The sequence below is a fragment of the Mesorhizobium sp. M0618 genome (assembly GCF_040320765.1).
Taxonomy (GTDB): Bacteria; Pseudomonadota; Alphaproteobacteria; order Rhizobiales; family Rhizobiaceae; genus Mesorhizobium.
The window spans coordinates 97968-116384 of record NZ_JAMYQH010000001.1 but is presented as its reverse complement, the minus strand read 5'-3'; the positions used below and the strand labels follow the sequence as shown (position 1 = coordinate 116384).

Below are 18417 nucleotides of genomic sequence, written 5' to 3'. Positions count from 1 at the left end.
AGGAGGGAGATTGGCAACTTCATCGGCGGCACCCTTCTTGCAACGTTGGTGATTGGCGAAAGCCGGCGTGACATCCGATCTCCCCCCTTGCGGGGGAGATGTCCGGCAGGACAGAGGGGGGTGCCTCGCGCCAACGTCACGCAACCTTCTGCACCATCGCGCATGAAAAGGGGCGCCGAAGCACCCCTTCCGCTTACTCACCAGCTTTCACCCATTCACCAGCGCCAACTCCTTCTGCGCATAGCGCCTACCGACCACCTTGTCGGGCGACAGCGCATCGCCAATCGCCTGCACCTCGACAGCGCTAAGTGCAATGTCCGCCGCCGCCGTGTTCTGCTCGAGATGGCGGATTTTGCGCGCACCGGGGATCGGTACGATGAAATCGCCCTGGTGCAGCACCCAGGCCAGCGCCAGCTGCGCCGAGGTTGCGCCCTTTTCAGCCGCCAGCTTTTCCAGCGTGGCGATGACGGCGGCATTGGCTTCCATCGCCTCGGCCTGGAAGCGCGGCAAGGTCCGGCGCCAGTCGTCGTCGCTCAAGGCCTCGGGCTTGGCGATCGTGCCGGTCAGCAGCCCACGGCCGAGCGGGCTATAGGGAACGAAGCCGATGCCGAGCTCGCGGCAGACGGCGAACACCTCGTCTTCCGGGTCGCGGCTCCACAGCGAATACTCGCTCTGCACGGCCGATATCGGATGAACGGCATGGGCCCGGCGGATGGTCGCGGCACTCGCCTCGGACAGGCCAAGCGCGCGCACCTTGCCCTCGCGCACCAGTTCGGCCATGGCGCCGACCGTATCCTCGATCGGCACGTTGGGGTCGACACGGTGCTGATAGTAGAGGTCGATCACATCGGTGCCCAGCCGTTTCAGCGAGGCCTCGGCGACCGCCTTGACGTGCTCGGGGCGGCTGTCGACGCCCGCCATGCGGTCGAGGCCTGTGCCTTCCTCCAAAATCTTGAAGCCGAATTTTGTCGCGATCGTCACCTTGTCACGCACCGACTTCAGCGCCTTGCCGAGCAGGATCTCGTTCTCGTAAGGGCCATAGACTTCCGCCGTGTCGAAGAAATTGACGCCGATGTCGACGGCGCGGTGCAGCGTGGCGATCGCATCGGCTTCCGCTTGGCCGCCATAGGCGAAGCTCATGCCCATGCAGCCGAGGCCGACGGGGTAGACGTTCAATTCAGTTCCTAGCTTGCGGGTTTGCATAACGCGTCTCCTTGTTGCGATGTGGGAGAAATAGCGCCTTGCCTTGTGTTCGATAATCGGTTTTCATCCGCACGGGCTGTACTAAAAGATAGATCAATGAATCGAGCGCATCTTTCACAACTGGCGGTGCTGGCGACTGTCGCTCAATGCGGCAGCTTTCGCGGCGCTGCCAGGGAATTGGCCATCGCGCCTTCGGCGGTTAGCCACGCGGTATCCAGCCTCGAAGCCCGGCTTGGCGTGCGCCTGTTGGCACGCAGCACGCGCAGCGTTGCCCCGACCGAGGAGGGCGCGCAACTGCTCGAGCGATTGCGGCCGGCGCTTTCCGAGATCGACCTGGCGCTGGAGACGGCAATCGAAGCGCGCGACCGGCCGGCCGGCAATCTGCGGCTGACCGTGCCGCGCACGGCGGCCCATTTGGCGCTGACGCCACGGCTGGGCGCCTTTGCGTCGGCCTATCCCGACATCGTGCTGGAGATCGTCATCGAGGACCGCTTCACCGACGTGGTGGAAGGCGGCTTCGATGCTGGAGTCAGGCTAGGCGAGAGCCTGCAGCGCGACATGATCGCGGTGCGCATCGGGCCGGACCTTCGCGGCGCGGTGGTCGGCGCCCCGGTCTATTTCGAGGTGAGCCCCAAGCCGCTCCACCCGCGCGACCTAGCCGGCCACCGCTGCATCCGCTTCCGCTTCTCCAGCGGCATCCTCTACCGCTGGGAATTCGAGAAAGGCCGCGAGAGGATCGAGATGGCGGTGGAGGGACCGCTGATCCTCGACGAGGACCATCTGATCGCCCAGGCGGCGGTCGACGGCGCCGGGCTTGCCTTCGTCTTTGAGGATTATGTCCGCGCACCGCTCGCCGACGGCAGGCTGATCCGCGTGCTGGAGGACTGGTGCCCGCCCTTCGACGGCTTCTTTGTCTATTATCCGAGCCGCCGTCAGATGCGGCCAGCGCTTAGGGCGTTTGTCGATTTCTTCAAGGTGAGTGGATAGAGCGGGCTCGCCCCTCCCCCTGGTGGAAGAAAACCGGCATCGCGGTCGTTCACCAACGATGCAAACATCGATCACCAATAGCACGACCAGCTACGGCTGGGGCGCGATCATTCTCCACTGGCTGATTGCGCTCATCTTCATCGGCCAGTTCGGACTCGGCTTCGTCATGGTGCGGCTGACCAGCCAGCGCACCGCCTTCGAACTGATCCAGCTGCACAAATCCTTCGGTTTTCTGCTGCTCGGCCTGATCGTCCTGCGCATCGCCTGGCGCCTTGGCAATGTATGGCCGCCGCTGCCGCGCTCGGTCGGGACTCTGGAGCGTCGGGCGGCACCGTTGGCCCATTTTGCGCTCTACGCGTTCCAGCTTGCCTTGCCCTTGTCCGGCTGGGCGCTGGTGTCGGTCTCGATGCTGGAGATTCCCAGCCTGCCGTTCAACCTGTTCATCATGCCGAACCTGCCGCTGGCCGAATCGGATGGTGCCGAAAGCTTCTGGGCGGCGGCGCACTGGTATCTCGGCTATGCCGGCATGGCTCTGGTCGCGCTCCACGTCGCGGCGGCACTGCGGCATCATTTCCAGCTCAGGGATGGCGTGCTCACGCGCATGATCACGCCTTCGTCAGATCCGGAATAGAGCGAGCGGTTCATTCGTTCATGGAGTGAGGGCGCAAGAAATGCGCTGCCTCCAACAAGGAACATCCCATGTACACGCGCATCCTCGGATTTGCGGCGGTCGCCGCTTGCCTTGCCATGCCTGTTTCAGCGGCCGTCGCGCTTGGTGACGCCGCCGGCAGCTATTCGATTAGCCCGGCCAGCTCCAGCATCCGCTTCTCCATCGACAAGGTCGGCGGCGGCAGCCTCAATGGCGCCTTTGCCCGCTTCAAGGGGTCGATCCGCATCGACAACAGCGATGTCGGGCGCTCGCAGGTCAATTTCACCATCTTTCCCGAAAGCGTCGGCACCGGCCAGGGCCGTATCGATGCCTTCCTGCGCTCCGACGCGGTGTTCGATGCCGCCAAGAACCCGGAAATCCAGTTCCGCTCGACCAGCGTGACCCGAACCAGCGACACCACGGCCCTCGTCAGCGGCCGGCTGACGGCGCGCGGCAAGACGTTCCCGGAAAAATTCACGGCCGAGCTTGGCGGTCTCAAGGCTGGCACCATAAAATTCCATGTCACCGGCAAGGTGTTGAGGTCACGCTACGGCATGGATGTCGGCACGCCGATCTATTCCAACATCGTCGACTTCGATATGACGCTGACCGGCAAAAGGGGTTAGCTCTCTGTCAGCACCTTTGCGATTGGCAGACACACCTCGCGCATCGTCATCCTGGGGCGTAGCAAGGAGCGAAGCGACGCGGCGCAGACCCCAAGATCCATGCCGCGACATCAAGGCGTTGCCACGGTCCAGAATCCGTTCCGCTGCATTCCTTGGCGGATGTCGCGGCATGGATCCTCGGGTCAAGCCCGAGGATGACGAAGGCGCGGTTCGTTGGACAGTCTCTAATTGGCTTTTCTCCCGATTTCGGGCAAACCTCGTCGCCTGTAATCGAGAGGAGAAGCCTGATGTTCCGATGGGGTGTGTTGTCGACGGCCAAGATCGGCCGCGAGCATTTGTTGCCGGCCATGGTCGAGGCGGAGAATGGCGTGCTGTCGGCGATCGCCAGCCGCGACCTGTCGAAGGCCAAGGCGCTCGCCGACCGCTTCGGCGCGCGGCATGCCTTCGGCTCCTATGAGGAACTGCTTGCCTCCAATGAGGTCGACGGCGTCTACATCCCGCTGCCGACTTCGCAGCATGTCGAATGGACGGCAAAGGCCATCGAAGCCGGCAAGCACGTGCTGGTCGAAAAGCCGCTGGCGCTCGACGCCAACGACATTCTTCCGCTGATCAAGCTGCGCGACCAGAAAAAGGTGCTGGTCTGCGAGGCCTTCATGGTCATCTACCACCCGCAATGGATCAAGGTACGCGACCTGATCGCCAGCGGCGCCATCGGCCGGCTGCGCCATGTGCAGGGTGCCTTCTCCTACTACAATGTCGACCCCAGCAACATGCGCAACCAGCTCGACCTCGGCGGCGGCGCGCTGCCCGACATCGGCGTCTACCCGACCGTGTCGACGCGCTTTTCGACCGGCAAGGAGCCGCTGCGCGTGCAGGCGACGATCGAGCGCGACCAGAAATTCGGCACCGACATCTACTCCTCGATCCGCGCCGATTTCGGTGACTTCGAACTGTCCTTCTACCTGTCGACGCAGATGGCGGCGCGCCAGGTCATGGTGTTCCACGGTGAGAAGGGTTTCATCGAGTTGTTCTCGCCTTTCAATGCCGGGCTCTACGACCACCACCGCGTCGAACTGCACAACCAGAACCACTCCGAGGCGCAGGTGTTCCGCTTTCCCGGCACGCAGCAGTACCGGCTGGAGGTCGAGACCTTCGCGCGTGCGGCACAGGGCGGCAAGGAGCGCGTCTTCACGCTGGAGGAATCTGTGCTCAATCAGAAAGTCATCGATGCCATCTTCCGCGCCGGCGGCACGGACGGCTGGGAGGCCGTCTGACCCCTTGCGTTGAAATAGCCGGCTAATTCTGGGAGGAAAGATGGCTGACGATGCGGACGTGATCATTGTCGGCGCTGGCCTTGCAGGGCTGGTTGCCGCCGCCGAGCTTGCCGAGGCCGGCAAGAAAATCATCATCGTCGACCAGGAGCCGGAGCAGTCGCTCGGCGGCCAGGCGTTCTGGTCGTTCGGCGGCCTTTTCCTCGTCGATTCGCCCGAGCAGCGGCGCATGCGCATCCGCGATTCGCATGACCTGGCGCTCGAAGACTGGCTGGGCACCGCGGCTTTCGATCGGCCCGAGGATTTCTGGCCGCGCAGATGGGCGGAAGCCTATGTCGGCTTCGCCGCCGGCGAAAAACGCTCCTGGCTGATGCAACGCGGCCTGAAATTCTTTCCGGTGGTCGGCTGGGCCGAGCGCGGCGGCGGCAATGCCATCGGCCACGGCAATTCGGTGCCGCGCTTCCACATCACCTGGGGCACCGGCCCCGGCGTTCTCGAACCGTTCGTGCAGCGCGTGCGCGAGGCGCAAAAACGCGGATTGATAAGCTTCAAGTTCCGTCATCGGGTCAATGAACTGACGCGGACGGGTGCTGTTGTGACCGGTGTGCGCGGCGCCATCCTGCAGCCCAGCGCTGTCGAGCGCGGCCACAAGAGTTCGCGCGAAATATCAGGCGATTTCGAGCTTCACGCCCAAGCGGTGATCGTCGCCTCCGGCGGCATCGGCGCCAACCATCAACTGGTGCGGGAGAATTGGCCCAAGCGGCTTGGCACGGCGCCCAAGCGCATGATCACCGGTGTGCCCGACCATGTCGACGGCCGAATGCTGGCGATCACCGAACGGGCCGGCGGCTCGATCGTCAACCGCGACCGCATGTGGCACTATGTCGAGGGCATCAGGAACTGGTCGCCGATCTGGACCGACCATGCGATCCGCATCCTGCCCGGCCCGTCATCGCTGTGGCTCGATGCGCGCGGCAAGCGCTTGCCGGTGCCGCTCTATCCCGGCTTCGACACGCTGGGCACGCTCAGCCATATCATGAGCACCGGTTTCGATTATTCCTGGTTCATCCTGACCAGGAAAATCATCCAGAAGGAGTTCGCGCTGTCGGGCTCCGAGCAGAACCCGGACCTGACCGGCAAGAGCTGGCGCCAGGTGCTCGGCCGCGCCACGTCAGGCATTCCGGGTCCGGTCAAGGCGTTCATGGAGAAGGGCGAGGATTTCATCGTCGAGGCCGATTTGCCGGCGCTGGTCGCCCGCATGAACGCGCTGGCCGGCGGCGAGCCGCTGCTCGACGTCGCCCAGGTAGAGCGGGAAATCCGCGCCCGCGACAGGCAGCTCGACAACCCGTTCTCCAAGGATATGCAGATCAGCGCCCTGCGCGGGGCGCGCGCCTATCTCGGCGACCGCCTGATCCGCACGGCCAAGCCGCACAAGATGCTCGATCCGGCAAATGGCCCGCTGATCGCGGTGCGTCTCAACATCCTGACCCGCAAGACGCTGGGCGGCCTGCAGACCGACCTCGACAGCCGCGTGCTGGATGCCGATGGCCAGCCGGTCGCGGGACTCTACGCCGTCGGCGAAGCCGCCGGTTTCGGCGGGGGCGGTGTGCATGGCTATGCGGCGCTCGAAGGCACCTTCCTCGGCGGCTGCATCTTTTCCGGCCGCAGCGCCGGTCGGTCGGCGGCCGCTTCGGTAGGGTGAGCCGGCGCCGGTCGGCCCCCGGAGTCTAGCCGCGATCACCAGCGCCAATCGCCCTGTCCAAGCGCGGTCACCGCATCGACGATCCGGGTGAAGCTGGTGCGGGCGCGGCCGACCGTGTGCCGGCCTCGGAGATAACCATGCACCAGCCCCGCTTCCTCGAACCAGGTCGCGCGTCCGCCCGCCGCCACGACTAGGTCTCGATAGTTCTCACCATCCGACGACAACGGGTCGCACTCAGCGGTGATCAGCATTGTCGGCGGCAGGTTGGAGAAGTCGATGTCGGCGAGCGGGGCCAGCGTGATGTCCCCGGTCCTATCCACGCCGCCGGTGCGGATGTGCTTGTAGAATTCGAGATCGCGCACGGTCAGCATCGGCGCTTCGGCGTGCTTGACATAGGAGCCTTTCGAGCGGTCTCCGCCGAGGCCGGGATAGATCAGCACCTGGCCAACCGGCCTTTTCGAATGGCCGCGCGTGGCGTGACTGACGGCGGCGCAGAGATTGCCGCCGGCGCTGTCGCCGCACAGCAGAATTGGGTGGTTGCGGGTGGAGGTGGCCCATTCGAAGGCGCTCATCGCATCGTCGAAGGCGGCCGGATGCAGATGTTCCGGCGCCAGCCGATAATCGACCGAGACCACGTCATAGCCTGTGCGGGCGCACAGCTCCGCGCAAACATCGTCGTGGCTGTTCAGCCCACCGAGGATGAAGCCGCCGCCATGGACATAGAGCACCGTCACCGCAGCTTCGTGTGTGCTTAGGTAGGTGCGGATCGGGATGTCGTGCGTGAGGGTTGAAATTGCGGAGGTTTCGACCGCAACGCCGTCGGGATGGCCGGCAAAGAACTCGCGGCACATGCGGTCGTAGATCTCGCGCTGCTGCGCGATCGTGTAGTCGATTGTATCGGGCGGGTAATAGGAATTCGTCCCCTCGATAAAGGCCCACGTCTCGGCGTCGATGAGGGTTTTGTAGTCGGTCATGAGTGAGGCTGCCGAAGTCGAACCTGGGCACCCCCCTCTGTCCTGCCGGACATCTCCCCCGCAAGGGGGGAGATCGACAGCGTCGATCGCGGCGCTCTTCTTGCAACGTTGACGATTGGCGAAAGCAGAAACGACATCCAATCTCCCCCCTTGCGGGGGAGATGCCCGGCAGGGCAGAGGGGGGTGTGACGGGACGCCATCGTTCCCACTACTTCCCCTTCCACACCGGATCGCGCTTTTCCGCAAACGCGCGAAAACCTTCCATATTGTCCTCGGAACCATAAAGCGCATCGACCGTCGCCAACTGGCGCCGCGTCACCCTGTTCATCGCATCCTGGAAGGTCAGCGCCTCGGCCACGCGCGCCGTCTCCTTGATCGCGGCAAACACCAGCGGCGGGCCGCCGGCCAGCAGCCGGGCGATCTCCCAGACGCGCTCCTCGAGCTTCTCCTTGGGCAGCACTTCGTTGACCAGGCCCCAGCGATGCGCTTCAGCGACATCCATCCAGCGGCCAGTGAGCAGCAGGTCCATGGCGACATGGTAGGGGATGCGCTTCGGCAGCTTGATCGTTGCCGCATCGGCCAGCGTGCCGGCGCGGATTTCGGGCAGCGCGAAGGAGGAATGGCCGGAGGCGTAGATGAGGTCGCAGGAAAGCGCCAGTTCGAAGCCGCCGCCCACCGCCATGCCGTTGACGCAAGCGATGACCGGCTTGTTGAGGTCGCGCAATTCCTGTAGCCCGGCAAAGCCGCCGACGCCATAGTCGCCGTCGACCGCATCGCCGCCTGCAGCGGCCTTCAAATCCCAGCCGGCGCAGAAGAACTTGTCGCCTGCGGTCTTGACGATGGCGACGCGCAATTCCGGATCGTCTCGGAATGCCTTGAAGGTCTCGCCCATCAGCCGCGAGGTCTTCAGGTCGATGGCGTTGGCCTTGGGCCGGTCGAGGGTGACTTCGAGGATGGTGCCCTCGCGGCGGGTCGAAATGACGTCAGACATTCTTGTTCTCTCCCAGCACCAGCAGCGCGTCGGCGATCCAGGCGCCCTTGCCCTCTGCACAGACGATCAGCGGGTTGATGTCGAGTTCCTCGATCTCACCGGCATTCTGCTGCACGAAGGCGGCAATGCCCGAAATGGCATCGATGGCAGCCGCGACATCGGCTTTCGGCCGGCCGCGATAGCCTTCGAGCAGCGGGAACAGTTTCAGGCCGCGCAGCGCCGCCTCGATATCGTCGCGGGTCGCCGGCAGCATGAGCGTAACGCTGTCGCGCAACAGCTCGACCAGCACGCCGCCGGTGCCGAGCGTCATCACCGCGCCGAACATCGGATCGCGGGTGAAGCCGACGATGAGCTCGGCGACACCGTCGCGCACCATGCGCTCGACATAGAGCCCGGTGCCGAGCGGCAAGAGGTCATGCGCCGCGGTGCTGACGGATTCGGCATCCCTGAGATTGAGCCTGACGGCGCCAACTTCGGATTTGTGGCTGACGCCGAGCGCCTTCAGCGCCACCGGGAAGCCGAGCGCCATGGAAGAGATCACCGCCTCGACCGCATTGGCGGCGCGTTCGCCCTTCGGCACCGGCAGGCCGGCCTTGATCAGCCGTGACTTCGCCTCGGCCTCATCGGGCGTGACGTGGTCGCCGCCAGGCGCACCGGATGCGGACGTGTCGATCGGCTGCGCCTGCGGTTCGGCCCAAGCCCAGCCGATGAAGGCCGCCGCCCCGGCTGCATCCATGGCTTCCGAAATGCCGAACAACGGCACCATGCCGCGCGCCATCAACTCGGCCGTGTATTCCTCCGGCAGGTTCTCCGGCAGCGAGGAGACGATCGCGCCATGTGCCTTGTTGGTCTTCAGCGCCGATTCGAAGGCGCGTAGCGTCGCCCACCAGTCGGTGACCGAGCAGCGGTCGGGGCGCGGAAAATCGAGCACCAGCATGTTGAGGTCGAAGCCGCCCGACACCATGGCCGTGAAGGTGGCGGTCATCGCCGGCTCGTTGTTCCAGATGAAGGTGTGGTAGTCGAGCGGGTTGGCGACCGCGACCAGCGGCCCGAGCGTCGATTTGACATGGGCGCGGTGGCTGTCGGTCAGTACAGGGAAATTGACCCAGCGCCCTTCGGCGCTGTCGGCCATGACAGAGGCCTCGCCGCCCGAGCAGCTCATCGACGACAGCCTATAACCGGGCAAAGGTCCGGTGATGTGCAGCAGCTTCAACGCCTCGATGAAGGCGGGGATCGAATCGACACGCGCAATGCCGAGCCGCCGCAGGAACGCACCCGAGGCCGCGTCCGAGCCGGCCAGCGAGGCGGTATGCGAGACAGTCGCCTGCCTGGCCTGTTCGGAACGGCCGACCTTCATGGCGATGATCGGCTTCTTCAGCTCGCGCGCCCGTGCCGCCAGCCGCTCGAAGCCGGCTACCGAATCGAAAGCCTCGATATGCAGGCCGAGCGACGTGACCCGCTCGTCCTCGATCAGGCCGAGCGCCATTTCGGACAGGCCGGTCTGCGCCTGGTTGCCGGCGGTCATCAGGAAGGCGATCGGCAGGCCGCGCCTTTGCATCGTCATGTTGATGGCGATGTTGGAGGACTGGGTGATGATGGCGACGCCCTTGCCGCCCTCGGCCAGTCTTATCCCGCCATGCTGGTCGGGCCACAGAAGCGCGCCGTCGGCATAATTGATCAGGCCGTAGCAATTCGGCCCGATGATCGGCATCGAGCCGGCCGCCCCGACCAGCTCGGCCTGCAGCCGCTCGCCGTCGTCGTCATAGGCCTCGGTTTCGAGGAAGCCGGCGGCAAAGCAGACGGCACCGCCAGCACCGCGTTCGGCCAGCGCCTTGACCACCTCGATGGTCAAATGCCGGTTGACGCCGACAAAGGCAGCGTCCGGTGCGCTCGGCAAATCGGCGACCGAACGATAGGCCCTGCGGCCGGCAACCTCGTCCTTGGTCGGATGCACCGGCCAGATATCGCCGGCAAAGCCCATCTTGATCGACTGCGCGACGACGGCTGCGGCCTGTGCACCGCCGAAGACGGCGATCGATTTCGGCCGCAGAAGACGCTCAAGCTTGTGCATATGTTATGCCCCAAACGGACGCAGCAGCGCCCGTGAAATGATGTGGCGCTGGATTTCCGACGTGCCCTCCCAGATGCGCTCGACGCGCGCGTCGCGCCAGATGCGCTCCAGCGGCAAATCGTCCATCAGCCCCATGCCGCCATGGATCTGGATCGCTTCATCGGCAACGTATGCAAGCATTTCGGTGGCCTTCAGCTTGGCCATGGCCATGTCCTGATCGGTGACGGTGCCCTGATCGTACTTCCAGCCGGCTTCGAACACCATCAGGTCGGCGGCCTTCAGTTCGGTCGCCATGTCGGCGAGTTTGAACGACACGCCCTGGAATTTGCCGATCTGCTGGCCGAACTGCTGGCGTTGTGCTGCGTATTCCACGGCATGACCAAGCGCCCGCTCGGCGCGGCCGAGGCAGGTGGCGCCGACCTGCAGCCGGGTGGCGCCGAGCCAGGAATTGGCGACGTCGAAACCCTTGTGGACTTCGCCCAACACTTGGGCGGCGGGCAGCCGGCAATCGTCGAATTCGAGGATGGCGTTGGTGTAGCCGCGATGCGAGACGTTGCGGTAGCCATCGCGGACGGTGAAGCCCTTCGTCCCTTTGTCGACGAAGAAGGCGGTGATCTTCTTGCGTTTGCCGCGCGGCGAATCCTCTTCGCCTGAGGCCATGAAGACGATGGCAAAGTCGGCGAGGTCGGCGTGGGAGATAAAATGCTTGGTGCCGTTCAGCACCCAGTCGTCGCCATCCTGCACGGCGGTCGCCTTCATGCCGCGCAAATCGGAGCCTGCGCCCGGCTCGGTCATCGCCAGGCAGTCCCATTTCTCGCCACGGATGCAGGGGAACAGATACTTTTCGCGCTGCTCGGGTGTGCCGGCCAGGAGGATGTTGGAGGGACGCGCCACGCAGGTCCAGTGCAGTGCATAGTTGGCGCGGCCGAGCTCCTTTTCGTAAAGCAGCCAGGTCACGGTATCGAGGCCTGCACCGCCGACATCGGCCGGCATGTTGGCGGCATAGAGCCCGGCCTCGATTGCCTTGACCTTGATCTCCTCGATCAGGTCGCGGCGCAGCACGCCGGTGCGCTCGACCTCGCGCTCATGCGGGTAAAGCTCGTTCTCGACGAACGCACGCGTCGTCTCGACGATGAGCCTCTGTTCCTCCGACAGCCCGAAATCCATGGTCTCAGCCTTTCTTCTTGCCGGTCTTTTTCTTCGGCTTTTCGGCTTTCTTCACCGGCTTCAACGCCTTGGCCTTCTCGGCCGCCTTGGAGGCCGTGGGATTCTTCGCCGCCAGTTTGGCCAACTGCCTAGTATAGTCCTTGTGCAGGGCGCCGGCGCCCCAGCCCTTGCCTTTGTTCTGCTTCGACAGCGCGTCCATGATGGCGACCAGATTATCGTCGCGGATCTTTTCCAGTTCGCGGATCGACAGGCCATGCGCCTGGTCGTCCGACTGCGTGGCGATCAGGTCGACCAGTTCGTCGTTGAACTCCGGCACATCCATCAGCTTGGTCCATGGCCATTTCAGGCAGGGCCCGAACTGCGCCATGAAGTGGCGCATGCCGGCCTCGCCGCCGGCGACGCGATAGACCTGGAACATGCCCATCTGCGCCCAGCGCAGGCCGAAGCCGTAGCGCATGATGTCGTCGAGTTCCTCGACCGTGCAGATGCCGTCCTTGATCAGCCATAGCGCCTCGCGCCATGCCGCTTCGAGCAGGCGGTCGCCGACGAAGGCCTCGATCTCCTTGCGGATGACGACCGGCTTCATGCCGATCGAGGCATACATCTCCTTGGCGACCTCGATCGCCTCTGGGAAGGTCTGCTCGCCACCGACGATCTCGACCAGCGGCAGGAGATAGACCGGGTTGAACGGATGGCCGACGACCAGCCGCTCCGGATGCTTCTTCATCGCCACCTGCATGTCGGTCGGCTTGATGCCGGAGGTCGATGAGCCGACAATCGCATTGGCCGGCGCGTGGGTATCGATCTCGGCGAGCACCCGGTGCTTGAGGTCGAGCCGTTCCGGCACGCTTTCCTGAATGAAATCGGCATCGGCCACTGCCTCGGCGATGGTCTTGGCGAAGGTCAGCTTGCCCTCCTTGGGCAGGCCGCCGGGCACCATCTGCTTGTAGGCGCGGCGCGCGCCCTTCATCACTTCGCCGACCTTGCGCGACGCCTCGGGATCGGGATCGAAGATCGACACGTCGATGCCGTTGAGCAGCAGCCGCGCCACCCAGCCGGCGCCGATGACGCCGCCACCGATGGCGGCTGCCTTGTTGATGATGCTCATGCGGAAGCTCCGGTTCTGGTCATGGCGGTTGTGGGATCTATGAGCGGCACGCGTTCGCCGGCGCGGATCACGGACGGGTCGTAGGCCTTGCGGGCAAAGGCTTCGAGCACGAAGGGCCGGAAGAATTCGATCGGCAGGGTGTCATAGTCGGGGTCGAAGCTCGACTGGTCCCAGCGTTCGCAAAACTGGTCGCAATCGTCGAAATAGGCGTGGCCGGCAAAGCGGTCGCGCGCATGGCGGTTACCGCCCAGATGATGGGCATAGTAGAGCCGCTGGAAGTCGCCATGCTTTTCCACCACCCAGGTGCATTGTTCGCGCACGAAGGGTTTCAGGATCGAAGCGGCATATTCGTCGTGATTGTATGGCGCGTAAATGTCGCCGATGTCGTGCAGCAGCGCGCAGGCGATCCAGTCGGTGTCGGCGCCGTCGCGCCAGGCACGCGTCGCCGCCTGCAGCGAATGGCCGAGCCGGGTGATCTTGTAGCCCGACAGGCCCGCGTCGAGCTGGACCAGCGCATCGAGCAGCCGCTCGCCGGTCCTTGCCGCATAGTCGATCTCATGCGCGGTCAGGAACTCGTAGTCGTCCCGGTCGCCATCCTTCATCGCGGTGAATTTTACGGTAGTCATGCCGCCCCTCCCGATGAATAAGTTATGCCGCGATCGGCGCCCGCTTGGTGAGGTTGAGCTTTTGCCGCACCTCTTCCGGCCCAAGAATCCTGGCGCCCAGATTGGTGACGATGCTGGCGGCACGCTCGACCAGCTGAGCATTGGTCGCCAGCACGCCCTTGTCGAGCCACAGATTGTCTTCGAGACCTACCCGGACATTGCCACCGGCCAGCACCGCCGCCGCGGCATAGGCCATCTGGTTGCGGCCGATGGCAAAGGCCGACCAGTTCCAGGTCGACGGCACGTTGTTGACCATGGCCATGAAGGTGTTGAGATCGTCAGGCGCGCCCCACGGCACGCCCATGCACAACTGCACCAGCGCATCCGGATTGAGCACATTTTCCTCGACCAGCTGCTTGGCGAACCACAGATGGCCGGTGTCGAAGGCCTCGATCTCCGGCTTGACGCCGAGCGCCGTCATCATGCCGCCCATGGCGCGCAGCATGCCGGGCGTGTTGGTCATGACATAGTCGGCTTCGGCGAAATTCATGGTGCCGCAGTCGAGCGTGCAGATTTCCGGCAGGCACTGGCGCACATGTTCCATGCGGTTGGTGGCGCCGCCCATGTCGGTGCCTTTTTCGTTGAGCGGCAGCGGCGCTTCCGGCGATCCGAACACCATGTCGCCGCCCATGCCGGCGGTTAGGTTCAGGATGACGTCGACTTCCGCCGCGCGGATGCGCTCGGTCACTTCGCGGTAAAGATGCACATCGCGCCTCGGCTTGCCGGTTTCGGGATCGCGCACATGGCAGTGCACGATCGCCGCACCCGCCTTGGCTGCGTCGATGGCGGAATCGGCGATCTGCTTGGGCGAGCGTGGCACATGCGGGCTGCGGTCCTGCGAGCCGCCGGACCCGGTCACGGCACAGGTAATGAAAACCTCACGGTTCATCGCTAGCGGCATGGAACTCTCCTCCCTTAGATACACGCCACAACAATGCCCGACTTGCCGGAAACTGTTTTGCGTTTTACGAAGCTTCCGTGACGAAAAACGAAAAACCGACGATCTTTCGCGCCGAGCGTCTGCCGCTCAAGGTGACGCTGTTGGTGTTTTCCGGCTCGTCGATCATGTGCGTGGCCTCAGCCGTCGATCCGCTGCGCGCCGCCAACCGTATCGCCGGCGAGACCTTGTTCGATTTCAAGCTGGTCTCGGTGACCGGCGAGGCTCCGGTCACCACATGCGGCCTGCCGGTGGCGGTCAGTGGCCGTTTCGACGCGGGCGAGCCGACCGACGTCCTTGTCGTCGTCGCCGGCTTCGGCACCCAGAATTATGCAACCTCGGCTCTGTTGTCCGGACTGCGCCGGGCTGCGCGTACGGCCCGCGCGTGCGGCGGTGTCGAGGCCGGCACCTGGCTGGTGGCGCGCGCCGGCCTGCTGGAAGGGCGCAGCGCCACCACCCACTGGGAGGACATGGAGGATTTCTCGTCGGCTTTCCCCGGGGTCGACGTGCGTCCGGACCGCTACGTCATAGACGGGCCGGTGTTCACGTCGGGCGGCGCGTCGCCGACCTTCGACCTGATGCTGCATCTCATTCGCACGCGGCTGGGCATGGCCGTCGCGCTCGATGTCGCCAGCGTCTTCATCTATGACCAGGCGCGTGCCGCGACCGACGCCCAGCCACTGGTCTCGCTTGGCCGGCTCGACGGCTACGATCCGCGGCTGGCGCAAGCCATCCGGCTTATGGAATCGCATGTCGACCAGCCGCTCACCATAGAAGCGGTGGCAAAACGTGCCGGGGTGACGGCACGGACGCTGGAAAGCATCTTTCGCAAGTCGATCGGCGAGACGCCAGGCGCCTATTATCTCAGGCTGCGCCTGGGTGCTGCCCGCCGGCTGGTGGTCGACACCAGAGTGGCGATGGCCGACATTGCCGGGCGGACCGGATTTTCGTCCGCCGCGGCATTTTCTAGGGCGTTTTCAAGGGCTTTCGGTGAAGCGCCGGTCAGGCTGCGCCGGGGCTGAGTGCAGGTCGACCGAAAGGACGACGATATGCACAAAATCGGAAAGATCAGGCCGCGTCCTGACGGCCGCTGCCGCCATCGATCTGCGAGCGCATCTGTTTAGCAAGGTGGGTCTCAAAACGGCTGGCGACGGCGCGGTCCCACTCGTTCGAGCGGCGCGTGCCATCCTTCGGATGCGGCATTGCCATCAGTCTATCGATGATCGATCCGGCCTCGCCAGGTGAGAGCAGGGCGTCGATTTCACGTTCGTTCTGCATATCGGTTCGCCTCCTTCTTCCTCTCCCGCCACGAGCCAGTCTTATACGAGATTCGTGACGGCAGTTTGAAGGCAAGAGCGAGGTCATTGAAGGGCGTCGAAGGGCAAAACCATGTCGCGGGACCGGGCCATGCGCAAAGCTGTTCCTGCGCCTTGGCAGGTCAGGTCAAGGAGAAATCTACAGCCGCTTTTCGAACAGCACCGTGGTGAAGCCACTGTCCCATTCGTCGTCTGGATAGCGGTTTTTTTCGATATAGCCGACCGCCTTGTAGAGTGCTTGTGCGGGCAGGTTGAACGTGTCGGTTTCCAGCCGCGCCTGCGCCAATCCGGCGGCGCCGATCGCCTGTTCGGCATGGGAAAGCAGCTTGCGGCCGACACCTTGGCCTTGACGGGACGCCATGACGTGCAGGGCCTCGATGAAATCCGCGCGCCAATGGATCAGGCCGGCGACCTCGCCATCGATCTCGGCAACGGCGAATTCAGGCCAGCTCTGGTCGACATAGCGCCCGCCAATATCCGTCTCGACATAGCGCCGCGCCGCTGCTTCGGTGATGTTCGGCAGCCATGTGCCTTCGAAGGTTTCATGCAGCACCTGCTTCAACGCCGGAATATCGCTCGCCTGCGCCGGGCGCACGATGATTCGATCCTCTGCCATTTTCCGTCTCCCGCCAATGCATGTCGCCCAAAAGCGCACAGCGATTTTGGGATGGCGACATGCATAAAATAAAGGCTGCCGCACGGGCCCTCTTTCGGCGACACGCGTGGCATCTTGATCACACGCTGGCTGCCGAAGATCTGTGCGATCCCCGGCAGCCTCGTGCGAAGTGGGCTGACTAGCAGATGGCGATAGCGGCGGCTTTCAGCCAGTGGTGTCGGATGTCGGTCCAGAGATGGAGCGGCGCGCGCCTTACACGTAGCGGTTGACGATATTTTCCAGCAGTTCCTGGCGACCGGACCTCGGCTGCGGCTCGATCTTCTTCTTGACGACGCGCTCGGCGATATCCTCCAGCGTGCGCTTGCCGGCGAGCATCGCCTTGCCCTCGGCCGTGTTCCAGCCGGCATAACGTTCGGCCAGCGGCGCCGATAGCGCCTTGTCCTCGACCATGCGGGCCGCGGCTTTCAGGCCGCGTGCGCAAGAATCCATGCCGCCGATATGGCCGATCAGCAGGTCCTGCGGATCGAGCGACTGGCGGCGCAGCTTGGCGTCGAAATTGGTGCCGCCGGTCTTGAAGCCGCCGGCCTGCAGGACCTGATAGTAGGCCAGCGCCATTTCCGGCACGTTGTTGGGGAACTGGTCGGTGTCCCAGCCCGACTGGTAGTCGTTGCGGTTCATATCGATCGAACCGAAAATGCCGAGCGCATTGGCCAGAGCCAGTTCGTGCTCGAAGGAATGGCCGGCCAGGATGGCGTGGCCCTGCTCGATATTGACCTTGACCTCCTTCTCCAGCCCGAAGCGCTTGAGGAAGCCGTAGACGGTGGCGACATCGTAATCGTACTGATGCTTGGTCGGCTCCTGCGGCTTCGGCTCGATCAGGATCGCGCCCTTGAAACCGATCTTGTGCTTGTAGTCGACGACCATGCTGAGGAACCGGCCGGCCTGTTCCTGCTCGCGCGCGAGGTCGGTGTTGAGCAGCGTCTCATAGCCTTCGCGCCCGCCCCACAGCACGTAGTTTTCGCCCTTCAGCCGCTTGGTGACGTCGATGCAGCTTTTTACCGTCGCCGCCGCGTAGGCAAAGACGTCCGGATCGGGATTGGTGGCCGCACCCGACATGAAGCGGCGATTGGAGAACAGGTTGGCCGTGCCCCACAACAGCTTGACGCCGGTCTGCTTCATCTTGCCTGCGAAGTAATCGGCGATCTCATCGAGGCGCGCGGCACTTTCGGAAAAGTCCTTGCCCTCCGGCCGCACATCGGCGTCGTGGAAGCAGAAATAGGGTGCGCCGAGCAGCGAGAACATCTCGAAGGCGACATCGGCCTTGAGCTTGGCCAACTCCATCGTGTCGGTGCCGCCTGCCTTGGGGAACCACGGCCGGTCGAAGGTCTGGCCGCCGAACGGATCGCCGCCCGGCCAGGCAAAGGAGTGCCAGTAGGCGACGGCGAAGCGCAGATGGTCTTCCAGCCGTTTGCCGGCGACGACCTCGTCGGGATTGTAGAATCTATAGGCCAGCGGATTGGTCGAATCCGGCCCTTCATATTTGATTTTCTTGATGTCGCCGAAAAATCCGCTGCTCATGATTTCTGTCCTCTCACAAAGTTCTGCCGCCATTACCTCAGGCGTAATTGGTTTCAGGCCAGCGCTGGTCGAAAAGGGTCATGTCAAAACCGTCAAATGAAGGAGACAGACCATGACCGACCTCACCAAGATCGCCCAGAACTACATCACCGCCTGGAACGAAAGCGATGCCGGCCGCCGGGCCGAATTGCTCAAGGCGGCCTTCACGGAAGACGTCAGCTATCGTGATCCGCTCATGCAGGGCGACGGCCATGAAGGCGTCGCGGCTCTGATCGACGGCGTGCAGCAGCGCTTTGCCGGCTTCCGGTTCTCGCTGAAGGGCACGCCGGACGGTTTTGCCGACATGATCCGCTTCTCGTGGAATCTCGGACCTGAGGGGACGCCTTCGGTGATCGAAGGTACCGACATCGGAATCATCGAGAACGGCCGCCTCAAGAGCGTCACCGGCTTTCTCGACAAGGTGCCTGCGCAGTGAACTCTTCTGGGTAAAGCAGGTACGAGGCACCCCCCTCTGGCCTGCCGGCCATCTCCCCCGCAAGGGGGGAGATTGGCGGGC

Annotated in this window: 18 protein-coding genes; 7 read left to right on the top strand and 11 right to left on the bottom strand. The window is 64.0% G+C overall.

Translation table 11 applies throughout. The annotated features are described in order from the left end of the window. Positions 1 to 207 precede the first annotated feature (207 nt). On the bottom strand, positions 208 to 1203 hold the full coding sequence (locus NKJ04_RS00535; protein ID WP_352440499.1) for an aldo/keto reductase: 996 nt from the start codon (positions 1201 to 1203) through the stop codon (positions 208 to 210). A gap of 96 nt (positions 1204 to 1299) precedes the next feature. Between NKJ04_RS00535 and NKJ04_RS00530 the strand changes: the two genes are divergently transcribed. The 5 genes from NKJ04_RS00530 (at position 1300) to NKJ04_RS00510 (ending at position 6438) form a co-directional block, all read left to right on the top strand. Further along, the gene (locus tag NKJ04_RS00530; protein WP_352440498.1) at positions 1300 to 2190 is read left to right on the top strand and encodes a LysR family transcriptional regulator; all 891 of its coding nucleotides are present in this window, start codon (positions 1300 to 1302) and stop codon (positions 2188 to 2190) included. Positions 2191 to 2248: 58 nt separating this feature from the next. Next, positions 2249 to 2821, top strand: a complete 573-nt coding sequence (locus tag NKJ04_RS00525) for a cytochrome b (RefSeq protein WP_023810599.1) — start codon at positions 2249 to 2251, stop codon at positions 2819 to 2821. Between the two features lie 68 nt (positions 2822 to 2889). Further along, positions 2890 to 3465 (top strand): YceI family protein, encoded by a 576-nt coding sequence (locus NKJ04_RS00520; RefSeq protein ID WP_352672806.1) that lies wholly within the window; start codon positions 2890 to 2892, stop codon positions 3463 to 3465. A gap of 287 nt (positions 3466 to 3752) precedes the next feature. Next, entirely contained in the window at positions 3753 to 4739 is a 987-nt protein-coding gene (locus NKJ04_RS00515; RefSeq protein WP_352672804.1) for a Gfo/Idh/MocA family protein, read from the top strand. 40 nt (positions 4740 to 4779) lie between these two features. Then, positions 4780 to 6438, top strand: a complete 1659-nt coding sequence (locus NKJ04_RS00510) for an FAD-binding dehydrogenase (protein WP_352672802.1) — start codon at positions 4780 to 4782, stop codon at positions 6436 to 6438. Positions 6439 to 6473: 35 nt separating this feature from the next. On the opposite strand, the gene NKJ04_RS00505 is transcribed toward NKJ04_RS00510, so the two are convergent. The 7 genes from NKJ04_RS00505 to bcoG all read right to left on the bottom strand — a co-directional run bounded on the left by NKJ04_RS00505 (position 6474) and on the right by bcoG (position 14315). Further along, complete coding sequence (locus tag NKJ04_RS00505) at positions 6474 to 7412, bottom strand: alpha/beta hydrolase (RefSeq protein ID WP_352672800.1); 939 nt, start codon at positions 7410 to 7412, stop codon at positions 6474 to 6476. 208 nt (positions 7413 to 7620) lie between these two features. Beyond that, positions 7621 to 8403 (bottom strand): carnitinyl-CoA dehydratase, encoded by a 783-nt coding sequence (locus tag NKJ04_RS00500; protein WP_352554623.1) that lies wholly within the window; start codon positions 8401 to 8403, stop codon positions 7621 to 7623. Continuing rightward, the gene (locus tag NKJ04_RS00495; protein ID WP_352672798.1) at positions 8396 to 10474 is read right to left on the bottom strand and encodes an acetate--CoA ligase family protein; all 2079 of its coding nucleotides are present in this window, start codon (positions 10472 to 10474) and stop codon (positions 8396 to 8398) included. The genes NKJ04_RS00500 and NKJ04_RS00495 overlap by 8 nt, the downstream gene beginning before the upstream one ends. A 3-nt stretch (positions 10475 to 10477) precedes the next feature. Then, on the bottom strand, positions 10478 to 11641 hold the full coding sequence (locus NKJ04_RS00490) for an acyl-CoA dehydrogenase family protein (protein ID WP_023810592.1): 1164 nt from the start codon (positions 11639 to 11641) through the stop codon (positions 10478 to 10480). Positions 11642 to 11645: 4 nt separating this feature from the next. Beyond that, on the bottom strand, positions 11646 to 12749 hold the full coding sequence (locus NKJ04_RS00485; protein WP_352672796.1) for a carnitine 3-dehydrogenase: 1104 nt from the start codon (positions 12747 to 12749) through the stop codon (positions 11646 to 11648). Continuing rightward, positions 12746 to 13375, bottom strand: coding sequence for an HD domain-containing protein (locus tag NKJ04_RS00480; RefSeq protein WP_023810590.1), 630 nt, complete (start codon positions 13373 to 13375; stop codon positions 12746 to 12748). The genes NKJ04_RS00485 and NKJ04_RS00480 overlap by 4 nt, the downstream gene beginning before the upstream one ends. A gap of 22 nt (positions 13376 to 13397) precedes the next feature. Then, positions 13398 to 14315, bottom strand: a complete 918-nt coding sequence (bcoG, locus tag NKJ04_RS00475; protein ID WP_352672794.1) for a 3-dehydrocarnitine:acetyl-CoA trimethylamine transferase BcoG — start codon at positions 14313 to 14315, stop codon at positions 13398 to 13400. Positions 14316 to 14392: 77 nt separating this feature from the next. Between bcoG and NKJ04_RS00470 the strand changes: the two genes are divergently transcribed. Next, a complete protein-coding gene (locus NKJ04_RS00470) occupies positions 14393 to 15373 on the top strand; it encodes a GlxA family transcriptional regulator (RefSeq protein WP_352672792.1) in 981 nt (326 codons plus the stop codon). 46 nt (positions 15374 to 15419) lie between these two features. On the opposite strand, the gene NKJ04_RS00465 is transcribed toward NKJ04_RS00470, so the two are convergent. The 3 genes from NKJ04_RS00465 to xylA form a co-directional block, all read right to left on the bottom strand. Further along, on the bottom strand, positions 15420 to 15629 hold the full coding sequence (locus NKJ04_RS00465; RefSeq protein ID WP_352629929.1) for a hypothetical protein: 210 nt from the start codon (positions 15627 to 15629) through the stop codon (positions 15420 to 15422). A gap of 177 nt (positions 15630 to 15806) precedes the next feature. After that, complete coding sequence (locus NKJ04_RS00460) at positions 15807 to 16283, bottom strand: GNAT family N-acetyltransferase (RefSeq protein ID WP_127289632.1); 477 nt, start codon at positions 16281 to 16283, stop codon at positions 15807 to 15809. A gap of 252 nt (positions 16284 to 16535) precedes the next feature. After that, a complete protein-coding gene (gene xylA / locus NKJ04_RS00455) occupies positions 16536 to 17861 on the bottom strand; it encodes a xylose isomerase (RefSeq protein ID WP_352672790.1) in 1326 nt (441 codons plus the stop codon). Positions 17862 to 17973: 112 nt separating this feature from the next. Between xylA and NKJ04_RS00450 the strand changes: the two genes are divergently transcribed. Further along, complete coding sequence (locus tag NKJ04_RS00450) at positions 17974 to 18336, top strand: nuclear transport factor 2 family protein (RefSeq protein WP_352672788.1); 363 nt, start codon at positions 17974 to 17976, stop codon at positions 18334 to 18336. Positions 18337 to 18417 lie beyond the last annotated feature (81 nt).